This window comes from Pseudoxanthomonas sp. OG2, assembly GCF_014192765.1.
GTDB lineage: Bacteria > Pseudomonadota > Gammaproteobacteria > Xanthomonadales > Xanthomonadaceae > Pseudoxanthomonas_A > Pseudoxanthomonas_A beigongshangi.
Window position 1 is genome coordinate 967,130 of record NZ_JACHYM010000001.1, and the last position, 16,034, is coordinate 983,163.

The 16,034-nt window shown below is 67.0% G+C and carries 12 protein-coding genes; 3 read left to right on the forward strand and 9 right to left on the reverse strand.

What is annotated here, in order from left to right:
- Window positions 1-35: 35 nt before the first annotated feature.
- From FHW78_RS04570 to FHW78_RS04585, 4 genes are all read right to left on the reverse strand, one after another.
- Window positions 36-542, reverse strand: coding sequence for a hypothetical protein (locus FHW78_RS04570; RefSeq protein WP_183638295.1), 507 nt, complete (start codon window positions 540-542; stop codon window positions 36-38).
- Window positions 543-567: 25 nt separating this feature from the next.
- Window positions 568-1,401: a 3-deoxy-8-phosphooctulonate synthase gene (gene kdsA, locus FHW78_RS04575; RefSeq protein ID WP_183638299.1), complete on the reverse strand. Its 834-nt coding sequence runs from the start codon at window positions 1,399-1,401 to the stop codon at window positions 568-570.
- A 91-nt stretch (window positions 1,402-1,492) separates the two neighbouring features.
- Window positions 1,493-3,154, reverse strand: coding sequence for a CTP synthase (locus tag FHW78_RS04580; RefSeq protein WP_141456059.1), 1,662 nt, complete (start codon window positions 3,152-3,154; stop codon window positions 1,493-1,495).
- A 131-nt stretch (window positions 3,155-3,285) separates the two neighbouring features.
- On the reverse strand, window positions 3,286-3,543 hold the full coding sequence (locus tag FHW78_RS04585; protein WP_141456058.1) for a hypothetical protein: 258 nt from the start codon (window positions 3,541-3,543) through the stop codon (window positions 3,286-3,288).
- A gap of 245 nt (window positions 3,544-3,788) precedes the next feature.
- On the opposite strand from FHW78_RS04585, the gene parE reads away from it, so the two are divergent.
- The 3 genes from parE (at window position 3,789) to FHW78_RS04600 (ending at window position 9,013) form a co-directional block, all read left to right on the forward strand.
- Window positions 3,789-5,678: a DNA topoisomerase IV subunit B gene (gene parE, locus FHW78_RS04590; RefSeq protein ID WP_183638303.1), complete on the forward strand. Its 1,890-nt coding sequence runs from the start codon at window positions 3,789-3,791 to the stop codon at window positions 5,676-5,678.
- A 143-nt stretch (window positions 5,679-5,821) separates the two neighbouring features.
- Window positions 5,822-7,774, forward strand: coding sequence for a S9 family peptidase (locus FHW78_RS20140; RefSeq protein ID WP_183638305.1), 1,953 nt, complete (start codon window positions 5,822-5,824; stop codon window positions 7,772-7,774).
- 105 nt (window positions 7,775-7,879) lie between these two features.
- A complete protein-coding gene (locus FHW78_RS04600) occupies window positions 7,880-9,013 on the forward strand; it encodes a carboxylate-amine ligase (protein ID WP_183638309.1) in 1,134 nt (377 codons plus the stop codon).
- Between the two features lie 6 nt (window positions 9,014-9,019).
- On the opposite strand, the gene mdtD is transcribed toward FHW78_RS04600, so the two are convergent.
- The 5 genes from mdtD to FHW78_RS04625 form a co-directional block, all read right to left on the reverse strand.
- Window positions 9,020-10,447, reverse strand: a complete 1,428-nt coding sequence (gene mdtD, locus FHW78_RS04605; RefSeq protein WP_183638311.1) for a multidrug transporter subunit MdtD — start codon at window positions 10,445-10,447, stop codon at window positions 9,020-9,022.
- A gap of 60 nt (window positions 10,448-10,507) precedes the next feature.
- On the reverse strand, window positions 10,508-11,488 hold the full coding sequence (locus tag FHW78_RS04610) for a DMT family transporter (protein WP_183638314.1): 981 nt from the start codon (window positions 11,486-11,488) through the stop codon (window positions 10,508-10,510).
- Between the two features lie 111 nt (window positions 11,489-11,599).
- On the reverse strand, window positions 11,600-13,066 hold the full coding sequence (locus FHW78_RS04615) for a DUF418 domain-containing protein (protein WP_183638317.1): 1,467 nt from the start codon (window positions 13,064-13,066) through the stop codon (window positions 11,600-11,602).
- Window positions 13,067-13,189: 123 nt separating this feature from the next.
- Window positions 13,190-14,551 (reverse strand): glutathione-disulfide reductase, encoded by a 1,362-nt coding sequence (gene gorA, locus FHW78_RS04620; RefSeq protein ID WP_183638320.1) that lies wholly within the window; start codon window positions 14,549-14,551, stop codon window positions 13,190-13,192.
- A complete protein-coding gene (locus FHW78_RS04625) occupies window positions 14,548-15,822 on the reverse strand; it encodes an FAD-dependent oxidoreductase (RefSeq protein WP_255443139.1) in 1,275 nt (424 codons plus the stop codon). Before FHW78_RS04625 ends, gorA begins: the two co-directional genes overlap by 4 nt.
- Window positions 15,823-16,034 lie beyond the last annotated feature (212 nt).

Here is a 16,034-nt window from a genome sequence, read left to right on the forward strand (position 1 = left end):
TGTCGTACGAATCACACGCTCGCCCGCAAAACCGTTCAACGCGTCTTCGGCGAGGCGGAGTGCTCATGGAGACGCAGGATGATCTCCAGCCCTTCATCCATCCCCTGCTCCGGAGCCGACAGGCGCCGCGAAAACGGATGCACGCGCAGGTGTCGCGCATCGACCGCACCATCATCATCCGCCATGACCAGCGCCAGGGTGCCCACGTTTTCCCCATGCACCAGCCAAGGTCCGCAGGCGGGCCCGGGCGCATGCCCCGGAAGCGGGGAGTACGGATCCGATTCGAACAGCACGCCGTGCGCCGCCGGGCGCCCCTTGATGGCTTCGACGAGTTCGTAGTCCGCTTCGACCCGCATGTAGGTGCCGCCCGCGGGTGGCGCCACTTTCCGGTAGCGGATCAGGCGCGCGACGAAGACGTGGCTGCTTTGCCGGTAGCCTTCGGCCAGGTCATCCTCGGGAATGCCACTGCCGATCGAACATGCGAGCGCGGGAGTCCCTGCCCCCGCGATGCCCAGGATGCTCAGCAACCACAGCGATTTCATCGCCGGCCGCATGTCCGTGGATGGCTTACAGCGTCTGTTCCAGGAACGCCGAACGCTTGGTGACCGAATCCAGCGCCAGCAGGGTTTCCAGCAACGCTTCCATCTTGTCCAGCGGCCACGCGTTGGGGCCGTCGGACAGCGCCTTGGACGGATCCGGATGGGTCTCGGCGAACAGGCCCGCCACGCCGACCGCAACCGCCGCGCGCGCCAGCACCGGCACGAACTCGCGCTGGCCGCCGGAACTGCTGCCCTGCCCGCCCGGCAACTGCACCGAGTGGGTGGCGTCGAACACGACCGGGCAACCGGTATCGCGCATCACGCTGAGCGAGCGCATGTCGCTGACCAGATTGTTGTAGCCGAAGCTGGCGCCGCGTTCGCACACCATGATGTCGTTGTTGCCGGTGGACTTGGCCTTCTCGACGACCGGCTTCATGTCCCACGGCGACAGGAACTGGCCCTTCTTGATGTTGACCGGGCGGCCGGCCGAACAGACCTTCCTGATGAAATCGGTCTGGCGGACCAGGAAGGCGGGGGTCTGCAGCACATCCACCACCGAGGCGACTTCGTCCATCGGGGTGTATTCGTGCACATCGGTCAGCACCGGCACGCCAATCTGCTTCTTCACTTCGGCCAGGACCTTCAGGCCCTCTTCCATGCCGGGGCCGCGGAAGCTGGTGCCGGAGGTCCGGTTGGCCTTGTCGAAGCTGGACTTGAAGATGAAGTTCATCCCCAGCTTGCCGGTGATTTCCTTGAGCCGACCGGCGACATCGAGTTGCAGTTGCATGGACTCGATCACGCAGGGACCGGCGATCAGGAACAGGGGCTTGTCCAGGCCGGCTTCAAAACCGCAGAGTTTCATTGCAGTACCTCGTAGGAGCGACGTCAGTCGCGACCGTAACACCAGGACACCGGCCCGGATCGCGACGCGTCGCGACCGGTCCGGAGCACGTTCAGGCGCGCGCTTCCTTCAGCAGCTTGCCACCGGCCTTGCGCTCGCGCGCGGCGCGGATGAAGCCGACGAACAGCGGATGGCCGTCGCGCGGGGTGGACAGGAATTCCGGATGCGCCTGGCAGGCCAGGAACCACGGATGCACCGCGCGCGGCAGTTCGACCATTTCCACCAGCAGGTCGTCCATCGACTTGGCGGAAACCACCAGTCCGGCGTCTTCCAGCTGGGTGCGGTAGCGGTTGTTGAACTCGTAGCGGTGGCGGTGGCGTTCGGCCACCACGTCCTTGCCGTACAGCTCGCGCGCCAGGGTGCCGGGCTTGAGCCGGGCTTCCTGCAGGCCCAGGCGCATGGTGCCGCCCAGATCCGAGCGCTCGTCGCGCTTCTCGACATCGCCGCTGGCGGTGCGCCATTCGGTGATCAGCGCGATCACCGGGTGCGGCGACTGCTTGTCGTTCTCGGTGCTGTTGGCACCTTCCAGGCCGGCCACGTGGCGGGCGTAATCCACCACCGCCGCCTGCATGCCGTAGCAGATGCCGAAGTACGGCACGCCGGTCTGGCGGGCGTGACGCGAGGTCAGCACCTTGCCTTCGAAACCGCGATCACCGAAGCCGCCCGGCACCAGGATGCCGTCGACGCCGTCGAGCAGCGACATGTCGCTGTCTTCCAATTCCTGGGCCTCGATCCACTTCAGGTTGACCCGGGTGCGCTGGCGCAGACCGCCGTGCTTGAGCGCCTCGCCGACCGACTTGTAGGCGTCCTGGTGATCGACGTACTTGCCGACCACCGCGATGGTGACTTCGTCCAGCGGGTTGAGGGTGGCGTCGACCGCGGCTTCCCACTCGGACAGGTCCGCCTCGCGGGCGCCGTCCAGGCGCAGCTGGCGGATGGCGATCTCATCCAGTCCCTGCCCGTGCAGGCCCAGCGGAATCTTGTACAGCACGTCCACGTCCGGAACGCTGATCACCGCGCGCTCGGGCACGTTGGTGAACAGCGAGATCTTGCGGCGCTCGGAATCCGGAATCGGCTGCTCGGAGCGGCACAGCAGCACGTCCGGCTGGATACCGATGGAACGCAGTTCCTTGACCGAATGCTGGGTCGGCTTGGTCTTGAGTTCGCCGGCCGCGGCCACGAACGGCACCAGGGTCAGGTGCATGAACAGCGCCTTCTCCGGCCCGCGTTCGGTCCGGATCTGGCGGATGGCCTCCAGGAACGGCAAAGATTCGATATCGCCCACGGTGCCGCCGATTTCCACCAGCGCCACGTCATGGCCCTCGGTGGCCTCGTCGATGCAGCGGCGGATTTCGTCGGTGATGTGCGGAATCACCTGCACGGTCGCGCCGAGGTAGTCACCGCGGCGTTCGCGGCGGATAACGTTCTCGTAGATGCGGCCGGTGGTGATCGAATGCTTGCGGCTGAGCCGGGTGCGCACGAAGCGCTCGTAGTGGCCCAGGTCCAGGTCGGTTTCGGCGCCATCGTCGGTGACGTACACCTCGCCGTGCTGGAACGGGCTCATGGTGCCCGGATCGACGTTGATATAGGGGTCCAGCTTCATCATCGTGACCTTCAGGCCACGTGCTTCGAGGATGGACGCAAGCGAAGCGGCGGCGATGCCCTTGCCTAGCGAGGACACGACGCCGCCGGTGACAAAAATAAGGGGAGTCATTGGCAGGGCTCCGGAAAGCCATAGTCTACCGGCAACGCCGGGTTTCTAAAAGCCGAACGCCCCGCTCAGGCGGGGCGTCCGGGGGTGCCGAACAGGCTCGAAAGCCTTGTGCGGCAAAGGTTTGGCGGGAATCAGGGCTTGCGCTCTTCTTCCTCTTCCTGGCTGCCGGATTTCTTGCCCTGCTCGCCCTTCTGCTTGGCGCGCTCGGCGGCGGCGGCCTCGTTGGCGGCCCGGCGCTGCGCCTTGCGGTCGGCATCGGAGGAGTCGGACTGCGAGGACCCGGACTTGTCGGCGTCCTGGCTGCCGGACTTGGACTGCGCCAGCGCCAGGCCGGCGGCGGCGGCCGTCACGGCGGCCAGGGTGAGGATCAACAGCTTGCGCGGTTTCATGGCTCGTCTCCATTCACTCGTTGCATCGCCAGATGGGGGCCGGAACGGCGGCATTCAACTGACGCGCGCACGATACCGCATTGGCGCTCGCCCGCTCCTGAACGTGCAAAAACGGCGCGCTGGCCGCACACTTCGCGTCTCGCCGCATCGCGGGACCGACACGTTCCCGATGCGCAGCCGCCCGGGCCTATCGCCTAGCCGGCCTCCCTGCCGCGCCCCGACACACGAGCATCCGACCACCGAACATGAGCAGTCGCTACAACGCCGCCGACATCGAAGTCCTTTCCGGCCTGGATCCGGTCAAGCGCCGCCCGGGCATGTACACCGACACCGCGCGCCCGAACCATCTGGCGCAGGAAGTCATCGACAACTCCGTGGACGAGGCGCTGGCCGGCCACGCCGGCGAGATCGAGGTCACCCTGTACAAGGACGGCAGTTGCGAGGTCAGCGACGACGGCCGCGGCATGCCGGTGGACATCCACCCGGAAGAGAAGATCCCGGGCGTCGAGCTCATCCTCACCCGCCTGCACGCGGGCGGCAAGTTCAGCAACCGCAACTACACCTTCAGCGGCGGCCTGCATGGCGTCGGCGTGAGCGTGGTCAATGCGCTGTCGAAGAAGGTCGAGATCTTCATCAAGCGTGAAGGCAACGAGTACCGGATGGAATTCCGCGACGGCGACGCTGCCTCGAAGCTGGAGGCCGTCGGCACGGTCGGCAAGAAGAACACCGGCACCCGCCTGCGCTTCTGGCCGGACGCCAAGTACTTCGACACGCCCAAGTTCAACGCGCGCGCCTTGCGCCACCTGCTGCGCGCCAAGGCGGTGCTGTGCCCGGGCCTGACCGTCAAGCTGTACGACGAGGCCACCGGCGAGCGCGATACCTGGCATTACGAAGACGGCCTGCGCGATTACCTCAAGGGCGAGATGCAGGGCCGCGAGCTGCTGCCACCGGAGCTGTTCGTCGGCCAGCTGAAGAAGGACACCGAGATCGTCGACTGGGCCGTGGCCTGGGTGCCGGACGGCGAACTGGTCCAGGAAAGCTACGTCAACCTGATTCCCACCGCCCAGCACGGCACCCACGTCAACGGCCTGCGCAGCGGCCTGACCGATGCGCTGCGCGAGTTCTGCGACTTCCGCAACCTGCTGCCGCGCGGGGTCAAGCTGGCCCCGGAGGACGTCTGGGATCGGGTCGCCTTCGTGCTGTCGCTGAAGATGACCGACCCGCAGTTCAGCGGCCAGACCAAGGAACGCCTGAGCTCGCGCCAGGCCGCCGGTTTCATCGAGGGCGCCGCCCACGACGCCTTCAGCTTATGGCTGAACCAGCACGTCGACCTGGGCGAACGCATCGCCCAGATCGCCATCGAGCGTGCCGCCGCGCGGCTGAAGACCGAAAAGCAGGTCGTGCGCAAGAAGGTCACCCAGGGTCCGGCCCTGCCCGGCAAGCTGGCCGACTGCATCAGCCAGGACCTGTCGCGGACCGAGTTGTTCCTGGTCGAAGGCGACTCGGCCGGCGGCAGCGCCAAGCAGGCACGCGACAAGGACTTCCAGGCGATCCTGCCGCTGCGCGGCAAGATCCTGAACACCTGGGAGGTCGCTTCCGGCAGCGTGCTGGCCTCGCAGGAAGTGCACGACCTGGCCGTGGCCATCGGTTGCGACCCGGGCAAGGAAGACATCTCCGGCCTGCGCTACGGCAAGGTGGTGATCCTGGCGGACGCGGATTCCGACGGCCTGCACATCGCGACCCTGCTCAGCGCGCTGTTCCTGCGCCATTTCCCGGCGCTGGTGCAGGCCGGCCACGTGTTCGTGGCGATGCCGCCGCTGTTTCGCGTGGACGTGGGCAAGCAAGTGTTCTACGCCCTGGACGAGGAGGAAAAGCGCCTGCTGCTGGAGAAGATCCAGCGCGAGAAGATCAAGGGCGCGGTCAACGTCACCCGCTTCAAGGGCCTGGGCGAAATGAATGCCTCCCAGCTGCGCGAGTCGACCATCCACCCCGACACCCGCCGGCTGGTCCAGTTGACCGTCGAAGACGGCGACCAGACCCATTCGCTGATGGACATGCTGCTGGCGAAAAAGCGCGCGGGCGAGCGGAAGAGCTGGTTGGAGACCAAGGGAGATCTGGCTTCGCTGGAAGTCTGATTCGAACGCGCTGGCACTCACGACGCCATCGCCAGGCCGCAGAGTCATCTCCCTCTTTCCACCTTGGTGCGACGCCCGGTGACAAGCCCCGGGCCACGTGGCAGCATCATGCATACACCCGCACCTGTTCCTGGGGAGGAACCGTGTACGTATCAAATGGACTGAAATGGGTCGCACTGCTGTGCGGCCTGGTGGTGATGCCTGCCTGGGGCCAGGCAATTCCCGTGGAGAGTTTCGCCAAGCATGGCGAGATCAGCGGCATCGCCATGTCGCCCAGCGGCAAACACGTCGCCATGGCCGTGCCCACGGCCGATGGCCTGGAAACCCAGTTGCAGATAGTCCCCCTGGATGGCAGTGGCAAGGTCCAGGTGCTGCGCTTCGGACTGCAGCAGCACGTGGCCACGCCGATCTGGACCGATGACGAGCAGATCGTGGTGTCACGCGCCAAGATGGAGCCTCTGCACGCTCGCCCGTACAGCTACGGCGAACTGATTGCCTCGGACATCAACGGCAAGACCCAGGAAACCCTGTTTGCCTACGTCAAGGACGACGGTGTTCGCAGCGGACGCCGCAAGGATCAGGGATTCGCGGCGGTGGACTTCATCCTGGACGGCGAACCGGGCAATGTCCTGGTGGACTTCACCTGCTGGCCCGGCGTCTGTGGCGAGGAATCGCCAACCGTCGTCTACAAGGTGGACACCCGCACCGGTACCCGCAAGGAAATCGAGCGATCGTCCAAGCCGGCCAGCTTCTATTACGACCGCGCCGGCAAGCCCAGGCTGCGCATCACCCGCGACGCCAGGGACGAGCCGGTGCTGCACTATCGCCCCACGCCGGGTGCGGACTGGCAGCCAGTACCCGCCGCGATGGCCGGCTACACGATGTACGGCCTGAGCTTCGACACCGACAACAACACCGCCTATGCGCTGGTTTCCGACAAGAGGGAACCGGCCCAGCTCTTCCGCATCGATTTCGCCACCGGCTCGCGCAATCTGCTGATCGGTCGCGACGACGCGGCGGTCAGCCGCCTGCTGTACGCCGGTTACGACGGCGTCCCCTTCGGCGTGATCTTCGATTCCGACAAGCCGTCCATCCGCTATGTCGACAACGGTTCGGAATGGGCCAAGCTGCACGCCGGCCTGCTCAAGGCCTTTCCCGGGCAGATGGTCAGCATCATCGATTTCAGTCGCGACAATCGCAAAGTGCTGTTCAGTACATGGTCCGACCGTCATCCCGGCAGTTACTACGTGCTGGATCGCGATGCGGGGAAAGTGCAGCTGATCAGCGAGGTCAGGCCGTGGATCAAGCCCGAGCAGATGGCGCCGATGCGGCCGTTCGAGTTCAAGTCGAGGGACGGCCTGAAGCTGTTCGGCTTCTACTCCGCCAAGGCCGGCGCCACCGGTCCGCAGCCGCTGATCGTCATGGCCCATGGCGGCCCTTACGGCCCGTATGACAGCTGGACGTTCGATGACGACGTCCAGTTCCTGACCAGCCGTGGCTACGCGGTGCTGCAGGTCAACTTCCGTGGCTCCGGTGGACGTGGCGAGGCCTTCGAGCAGTTGGGTTACCGCGAATGGGGCGGCAAGATGATGGATGACATCGCCGATGGCGTGCGTTGGGCGATCGACAACAAGCTGGCCGACCCCGAACGCATCTGTACCTATGGCGCGAGCTTCGGCGGCTATGCGGCGCTGATGAACCCGATCCGGTATCCGGAACTGTACAAGTGCGCGATCGGGTACGTCGGTGTCTACGACCTGCAGGTCATGCACAAGGAAGGCGACATCAACGACAGCAAGTCCGGACGTCGCTATCTTGACCGGGTGCTGGGCAACGATCCGGCCACCCTGGCCGCCAATTCGCCCGCCCGCAATGTCGACAAGATCAAGATCCCGGTGATGCTGGTGCAGGGTCGCCTGGATCAGCGCGTACCGATGGACCAGTTCAACGCGCTGGAAAACGCGTTCAAGAAACAGGGGACTCCCGTGGAAACGCTGGTCGTCGGCGGCGAAGGCCATGGTTTCTACAAGCCGGAGAATCGCGCCGAGTTGTACCGGCGCATGGAAGCGTTCCTGGCCAAGCACCTGGGCAAGTGAGCTGAGCCTTCACGCCGCGTCGCCGTCATCGGCGACGCGGCCCTGAACAATACGTTTACCCCGGCAATGCGATAAACGACCTGCTCCTTCCCGGACAGGCCACGCGTGCAATCACATCCCTACACCTTCGGACTCGAAGAGGAATACTTCCTGGTCCGTCGCAATCGTCGGCGCCTGCGGCACATGCCGCGGGCGTTCTTCGACCGTTGCCACGAGGCGTTGGGCGATCGCGTGGGCAGCGAGCTGCTGCAGACCCAGGTGGAGGTGCAGACCAACGTCCACCACGATCCGCACGAGGCGCGACGCGATCTTCACCACCTGCGCCGCACGGTTGGCGCCGTCGCGGCCGAGCATGGCCTGGCCATCCTTGCCGCAGGCACGCATCCCATGGGCCTGTGGCGCGATCAGCGCAGCACCGACAAGCCGCACTACGACCGGGTGATGGAGCAGCTGCAGATGCTGGGCCATCGCAATCTCGTCTGCGGGCTGCACGTGCACGTGCAACCGGCCGACACATCCGCGCGCATCGACCTGCTGCGGCGCCTGCAACCCTTCATGCCGCTGCTGCTGGCGGTCAGCACCTCCTCGCCGTTCTGGATGGGCCATCCCACCGGGTTGATGGGCTACCGCCAGACCGCCTACCAGGAAATCCCGCGCACCGGCCTGCCGCCGCTGTTCGCCAACCAGGCCGCCTACGACCGTTACGTGGCGCGGATGGTGCAATCCGGCACCATCGAGGACGCCAGTTTCCTGTGGTGGGCGATCCGCCCTTCCCTGCGCTTTCCCACCCTCGAGTTGCGGGTGCCGGACTGCTGCACCGATGCCGATGACGCGCTGGCGCTGGCGCAGCTGTTCCGCTGCCTGGTCCGGCACCTCGAACACCATCCGGAGCGGCACGCCGGCCTGGACGCCGGCGTGCAGGCGATCATCGCGGAAAACCTGTGGCGGGCACAGCGCCACGGCTATGACGCCGGCCTGATCGATCTGGCCAGCGGCCGACTGGTGCCGGTGCGCGAAATGCTCCGCAACCTGCAGCAGGTACTGGAAGAGGACATCGTCGCGTTGGCGGCAGGAGAAGCGTTCGAACAACTGTGGAAGATCCTCCAGCACGGCACCAGCGCGCATCGGCAGTTGGCGATCTACCGCGATCGTCGCAATGCCGGCGAAGGCCGGCTGGACGCGTTGCAGGCGGTGGTGGACTGGTTGGCCGACGCGAGCATGCCGACGGCGGAGACCTGACGAAGCTCAGCCCGGGTCGGCGCGTTTCACGCTGGATGGCGGGATGCGGTGGGTCGGCTGCAGCTGGGCGAAAATCGCCGCCGACGCCATCGTGATCAGACCCACGCAGACGAAGGTCCAGCGGAAGGCCGACAGTGCCTGGCCCTGCAGGGGATGCAGGACGATATTGCCGAACACGCCCAGCAGGCTGCCCGCCAGCGCGACGCCGATACTCATCGCCAGCATCATTGTCATCGACAGCAGGCTGTTGCCGCCGCTGGCCAGATCGCCGTCGAGATCACGCAGGGCCAGGGTGTTCATGGCGGTGAACTGCAGCGAGTTGACCGCGCCGAAGATGGCGAAATGCAGCAGGTGCAGCCACAGCGGCTGGTCGGCCGATATCAGCGCGAAGCTGGCCATCGCCAGCCCCACCAGCACGGTGTTGCCGACCAGCACCTTGCGATAGCCCAACCGCTGCACCAGCGGCACCACGATGCGCTTGGAGAACATGCCGGCCAGCGCAGCCGGGATCATCAGCATGCCCGCCGACATCGGCGAGAAGCCCAGGCCGACCTGCAGCATCAACGGAATCAGGAACGGCATGCCGCTGCTGCCCATGCGCGAGAACAGGTTGCCCAGCAAGCCGATGCTGAAGCTCGGCACCCGGAACAGCGCCAGCGGGAACAGTGGCCGCGGGGCGCGCGCGGCGTGCAGCCAGTAGGCCACCAGCCCGGCCAGTCCGAACACCAGCAGCACCACCATCGCGCCGCGGCTCCCTGCGTGGTCGGACAGGCTGTCCAGCGACAGCGACACCGCCACCATGCCGAATGCCAGCAGCACGTAGCCGAGCGCGTCGAAACGCACCCGCGGACCACGCAGGTCCGGCATCCAGCGCAGCGCCGCCACGGTGCCCAGCACGCCCAGTGGCAGGTTGATCAGGAAGATCCAGTGCCAGGAGGCGACTTCCACCAGCCAGCCGCCGAGCGTGGGGCCGATCAGTGGCCCGATCAGGCCCGGCACGGTGACGAAGCTCATTGCCGCCAGGAAATCCTTGCGCGGCACCGCGCGCAGCACCGCCAATCGTCCCACCGGCAGCAACATCGCCCCGCCGACGCCCTGCAGCACGCGCGAGGTCACCAGTTGCGGCAGGTTCTGCGAGAACGCGCAGGCCAGCGAGCCCAGGGTGAACAGGGTCACCGCGGCGATGAAGATCCGCTTGGTGCCGAAATGATCCGCCAGCCAACCCGAAGCCGGAATCAGCATCGCCACGGTCAGTGCGTAGGCGACCACCACGGCCTGCATGCGCAGCGGCGACTGCGCGAGATCACGCGCCATCGCCGGCAGGGCCGTGTTGACGATGGTGCTGTCCAGCATCTGCATGAACACCCCGGCCGCCACCAGCCACAGCAACGGCCGAAGGGCGGTGTCGGGTGTCGGCGGGCCGGAGGCGTTCATGCGTTCATTGTGCCCGCGCCGGTCCGGCGGAAGGATGAAGGCCGTGGCCGCATCCGCGCCTCATGCGGCCTTCTGCCGCGAGACCACGAACACGCCGGACATCACCAGCACGGTGCCGGCGACCTGCCACGGCCCCATCGGCTCGCCCAGCAGCAGCAGGCTCAGGACAATGGTCGAGACCGGACCGATCATGCCGATCTGCGCGGCCAGCGCCGAACCGATGCGCGATACCGCCATCATCACCATCAGTACCGGCAGCACCGTGCAGACGGTGCCGTTGAGCAGCGAAAGCCACCACACCGTCGCCGGTACCGCCAGCAGATCCGCCGGCGGCCGCAGCAACAGGAACTGGCCGATGCACAGCACGCTGGCCACGCTGCTGGCGTAGGCGGTCAGGCGCACCGCGCCGACCCGGCGCACCATCTCGCCACTGCCGACCAGATAGATCGCATAGGCCAGCGCGCTGCCGAACACCAGCAGGCTGCCCAGCGCGATGTTGCCACCGCCCAGCGACCAGTCGTGGCCGAACGCCAGCAGTACGCCCGCATAGCTGATCACCAGCGCCACCAGTTGCGCGCGGCTGGCGCGGCGACGGAACACCAGCAGGCCGATCGCCAGTACCAGGGTCGGGGTGAGGTACAGGATCAGCCGTTCCAGGGTGGCGGTGATGTAGGCCAGCCCGGCGAAGTCGAGGAAGCTGGCGAGGTAATAGCCGAAGAAACCCAGGCCGATGATCTTCAGCCCGTCACCCCGCGCCAGCGGTTCGGCGCGGCGCGCGGCCCAGGCCCCCATCAGCAGGAAGAACGGAAGCGCGACCAGCATGCGCAGCGCCAGCAGCGTGATCGCATCCACGCCGTGCCGGTAGCCGAGTTTGACGATGATGGCCTTGCCGGAAAAGGCGATGGCGCCCAACGCGGCCAGCGCGAACCCACCCAGCAGCGGGCGCGGCGCGGCGGCGCCGGAAGGCGCCGCCTCCGGATCCAGTACCGCGCTGGCGGATTCGTCCTGCTGTGCCTCGTCGTCCTGCCCGACCCTGCTCATCGGGGAGCGGGCGCGGCGGCGCGAAAGCAAGGAAGGCGTGACGCGTGGGGGGAAATGCGCTCAACCATGCGCGCATTCTAAACCCGGCGCGATTTGACCAGGCCGGTCGGCTCAGGCCGGATGCACCGTTCCCTCCGTCGCCGCCGCGACATCCGGCCTCCGGCGCATGGGGGGCAGGTGCCAATAGGTCAGCGCGCGCCACGCCCATTCCAGCGGTCCGTAGCGGAAATGGCGCAGCCACAGCCAGCTGAAGGCGACCTGCAGGGCGAACACCACCGCCACGAACGCCATCTGGCCGGGGCGGGACAACTGCCCCCAGTAACCCAGGCCATAGCCGAAGAAGAACAATGTGCTGATCACCGATGCGCCGATGTAGTTGGTCAGCGCCATCCGGCCCGCGAAGCCCAGCGGCGCCAGCCAGCGGGCGGTGCGCGTGCCCAGCAGCAGGACCATGCCCGAGAAGTAGCCCAGGCATAGCAGCAGCGCGCCGAGCTGGAACAGCGACATCGCGGCCATCCGCGCCGGATCGCGCCCGCCCAGGCCGTCGCCGGGGAAGCTCGGCACCAGCCACACGCTCAGCAAGGTGATCGCCATGCCGATCGGCAGGGTCCACGCCGCCAGCCGCCGGAACAGTGCCGCGTGTTCGCGCAACCGCGCAACCACGCCGGAACGGACGAACCAGAATCCGATCATGAACATCGGCAACGCCATGAAACTCAGTCCGGCGGCCTGCGGCATGTCCTCGGCGAACTTGTCGGCACGGTAGCGGACCGCCTCGGCGTAGCTGCCGCGGCTGTCGATGCGGATTTCCTCGACCCGTTCCTTCGCGCGCTCGGCCAGGCGTTCCTGGCGCTTGGCCGCCTGCTCGGCGGTTTCCGGGGAGCGGATCTGCGGATACACCGCGGTCACGCCGGCGCCGATCAAGCCCAGCACGAACATCAGCGAGTACAGGGTCACGCCCCACTTCCAGTAGCGCGCCACGCTGCCGCGATGCAGGAAGAACATCATCACGCCGACCAGCACCAGCAGTATCAGCGCCCCGACCACGGCGTCGGACTTCAACACCACCGCCATCACCGCGAAGGACACCAGCAGGCCCAGCCAGAGCTTCCAGTTGCGGGTGACCACCAGCAGCAGCGCCAACGCGGTGATGGCGTAGTTGTGCAGGATGTCGCCAGTCCAGATCAGGACGAAATGCGCGCTGCCGAACAGCAGCAGGCCCAGGATGCGGCGCAGGTACGGCGCCAGGAACGGGCGTCCGCGCGTCTCCGCGCGCCCGAGCATCACCGCGAAGCCGATGCCGAACAGCAGCGAGAACAAAGTCCAGAACTTGCCCTGCACGAATACATACACCAGCCAGCTCACCGCGTAATCGATGCCGTGCAGCGACGGGTCGATGCCCCGGCCCAGTTCGCTGATCGGGCGGGTAAACCACTCTATGTTCATCAGGAAGATGCCGATCAGGGCGAAGCCGCGAATGATGTCGAGGGCCGCGATGCGTTCGCCGGCATCGACGGGTTCCAGCGCGGCACCGGCTTGCCCGGGCGTTGCGGCGGTGGCGGAAACGTCCTGGTGCATGGCGGCTCTCCTGTGTCGGCGCACCATAGCGCCGGCACCCGCACCTCTCAGGTGCCGGAGGTCACCCAACTGTCGGCACGGCCCGCCGCCGGTCGGATCGGCGACTTCGACCCGATGGACCCTTCAGCGCAGCAGCACCACTTCCTCGGCCGAGGTCGGATGAATCGCCACGGTGTCTTCCAGATCCCGCCGGGTGATGCCGCGCCGGATCGCCACCGCGAAGCCCTGCAGGATCTCGTCGACGCCCTCCCCCAGCAGATGCAGGCCGACCACCTTTTCTTCCTCGCCCACGCACACCAGCTTGAACAGGCTGCGCTGCGGCGAATCGGCCAGCGCATGCAGCATCGGGCGGAAGCGTGCCCGGTAGACCCGTACGGCAGCGTCACCGAAGCTCGCGCGGGCCTCTTGCTCGGTCATGCCGACCTTGCCGATGGGCGGATGCGAAAACACCACCGTGGCGATATCGCGGAACTCCAGCCGCGACTCCGGCTTGCCACCGTACAGGCGATCCATCAGCCGGCGCGCGGCGGCGATCGCCACCGGCGTCAGCGCGGGTCCGGCGGTCACGTCGCCCACCGCGTGGATGTTCGCCATGGTGGTGTCCTGCCATTCGTCGACCCGCACGTAACCGCGCGCATCCACTTCCACGCCGGCATTCTCCAGGCCCAGGCTGGCGGTGCTGGGTACCCGGCCGGTGGCGAAGAACACCTTGTCGAAGGGATCACTGCGTTCGCCGTTCGCGTCGACCAGTACCACCTTGCCGTCACCGGCCGGCCGCAGTTCCGCCAGCGCGTGGTTGAAGTGCGCGCGCAGGCCATGCTGGCGATTGTCCTCCAGCAGATCCGCGGCCAGCTCGTGATCGAATCCCTCCAGCAGGCGCTGGCCACGCACGAACAGTTCCACCTGGCTGCCCAGCGCCTGCATCACGCCGCCCAGTTCCACCGCGATGTAGCCGCCGCCGATCAACGCGACCCGCGCCGGCGGATCGCAGAGCTGGAAGAAGTCGTCGGACACCAGGCCCAGTTCGGCGCCCGGCACCGGCGGACGGCGCGGGCGGCCGCCGGTCGCGAGCAGGATGCGCTCGCCCCGCAGTCGCGCGCCGTCGCTGTTCTCCACGGTATGCGTGTCGACCAGTTGGCCGCGACAGGGCATCCAGACGATGTCGCTTTCGTCCAGCCGCTTGCGGTAGCTGGTATGGATGCCGGCGATGTAGCGCTGGCGATGGACGATGAACTCGCGCCAGTCGAGCGGCTGCGATTCCAGCTTGAATCCCAGTTGCGCGGCCAGCGCGATGCGCTGGGCGGTGTCGGCGGCCAGCCACATCGCCTTCTTCGGCACGCAGCCGACGTTGACACAGGTGCCGCCCAGATCCGCCGGTTCCAGCAACGCCACCCGCGCGCCATGGGCCGCGGCGCGGAAAGCGCCGGCAAGCCCGCCGGAACCACCGCCTATCACGATCAGGTCGAAGTCGGTCTGCGGCTTCATGAAAAACGCTCCGGTCGATAAGGAAGGGGATCGATGGCCGGCGGCCGGCCGGTGATCAGGTCGGACAACAACTGGCCGGTGGCGGCGCTCATGCTGATGCCGAGCATGCCGTGGCCGGCGGCCAGCCAGAGCCGTTCATGGCGGGGAACCCGACCCAGCAGCGGCAGATCGTCCCAGGTCATCGGTCGCCAGCCGCACCAGCGCTCCTGCACCACCTCGCCCACCGGATCGCGCAGGAACTCGCGCGCGCCGCGCTCCAGCGCGGCCAGCCGGACTTCGTTGAGGCGGTCGTCGTAGCCGGAAAATTCCATCGTGCTGCCGAGGCGGAAGCCGCTGTCCCAGACGGTCACGCAGACCGAACGGTCTTTCAGCACCAGTGGGCGCTTCGGCACCCGCTCCGGACGGCTGTAGGTCACCGAGTAGCCCTTGCCTGGCTGGATGGGAATCGACAGGCCGAGCCGGCGCGCGAATTCCGGCGTCCACGCGCCGAGCGCGAACACCGCTTCACGACACTGCCGCGTTCCGCGCGCGGTGTGCACGCGCACGCCGTCGCGCGCCTCGTCGAAACCGAGCACGCGGCACTGCGTTTCGATCACCCCGCCACGTTCGCGCACGGCGCGCGCGAGTTCGGCGACGTAGCGATCCGGACGCAGACGGGCGTCGTCGGGGAACCGGATCGCGCCGGCGACGCCTTCGCGCATGGCCGGTTCCCGGGCTTCGTACTCGGCGCCGGCAATGATTTCGCTGTCGATGCCGAATTCCCGCAGCGCCTGACATTCGCGCACGTAGCGCTCGAAATTGCGCGGATCGCGGAACACGTAGTCCAGCCCTTCTTCCTGGAACTCGCAGCGCAACGCGTAGCGTTCGACCCAGGTCACCAGGCGGGCGCGCGAATCGTCGAGGATGGCCGCGCGTGCGTGCGTACTCTCGCGCCAGTCGTGTGGATTGCAGCGCGCGGCGAACCGCAGCAGCCAACGCCACAGCGCGGGATCCACGCGCGGTTTCAGGTACAGCGGCGCGTCCGGCGTCAGCATCCAGCGCAGCGCCTGCCGCACCACGCCCGGCGCGGCCAGCGGCGGCGCGTGGCTGGGCGTGATGGTGCCGCAGTTGCCGTGCGATGCACCGGCGCCCACCTCGCCCGCTTCCAGCACCCGCACCGTCCGCCCGGCTTCCAGCAAGGCAAGCGCGGTGGACAGCCCGATCGCGCCCGCTCCCAGGACCAGTACATCGTCATTGCGATGCATCAGGCGTGCGTCCCGTTCATCGGCCATCGCCGCGCGCACGCATATGTCCCCACCGACGACCCGGCTTTCCATACGGAGACAGGCAGTGTGGACATGTCAAGCGTAATACGTGGAAGGTAACGGTCATTCTCTGTCTTTCTTCACATGGTTTCTATTGACACCAATTGTCCCGGGACAACATCGTTGGGACATCGCCGGTCGTGTCCGCTACCGCGCGATGGAACGCGCCCCACCGCTTC

Excerpts from the sequence above, each read along its gene's own strand:
- FHW78_RS04570 (WP_183638295.1), bottom strand. The coding sequence starts at position 542 with ATGAAATCGCTGTGGTTGCTGAGCATCCTGGGCATCGCGGGGGCAGGG.
- kdsA (WP_183638299.1), bottom strand. The coding sequence starts at position 1,401 with ATGAAACTCTGCGGTTTTGAAGCCGGCCTGGACAAGCCCCTGTTCCTG.
- FHW78_RS04580 (WP_141456059.1), bottom strand. The coding sequence starts at position 3,154 with ATGACTCCCCTTATTTTTGTCACCGGCGGCGTCGTGTCCTCGCTAGGC.
- FHW78_RS04585 (WP_141456058.1), bottom strand. The coding sequence starts at position 3,543 with ATGAAACCGCGCAAGCTGTTGATCCTCACCCTGGCCGCCGTGACGGCC.
- parE (WP_183638303.1), top strand. The coding sequence starts at position 3,789 with ATGAGCAGTCGCTACAACGCCGCCGACATCGAAGTCCTTTCCGGCCTG.
- mdtD (WP_183638311.1), bottom strand. The coding sequence starts at position 10,447 with ATGAACGCCTCCGGCCCGCCGACACCCGACACCGCCCTTCGGCCGTTG.
- FHW78_RS04610 (WP_183638314.1), bottom strand. The coding sequence starts at position 11,488 with ATGAGCAGGGTCGGGCAGGACGACGAGGCACAGCAGGACGAATCCGCC.
- FHW78_RS04615 (WP_183638317.1), bottom strand. The coding sequence starts at position 13,066 with ATGCACCAGGACGTTTCCGCCACCGCCGCAACGCCCGGGCAAGCCGGT.
- gorA (WP_183638320.1), bottom strand. The coding sequence starts at position 14,551 with ATGAAGCCGCAGACCGACTTCGACCTGATCGTGATAGGCGGTGGTTCC.
- FHW78_RS04625 (WP_255443139.1), bottom strand. The coding sequence starts at position 15,822 with ATGGCCGATGAACGGGACGCACGCCTGATGCATCGCAATGACGATGTA.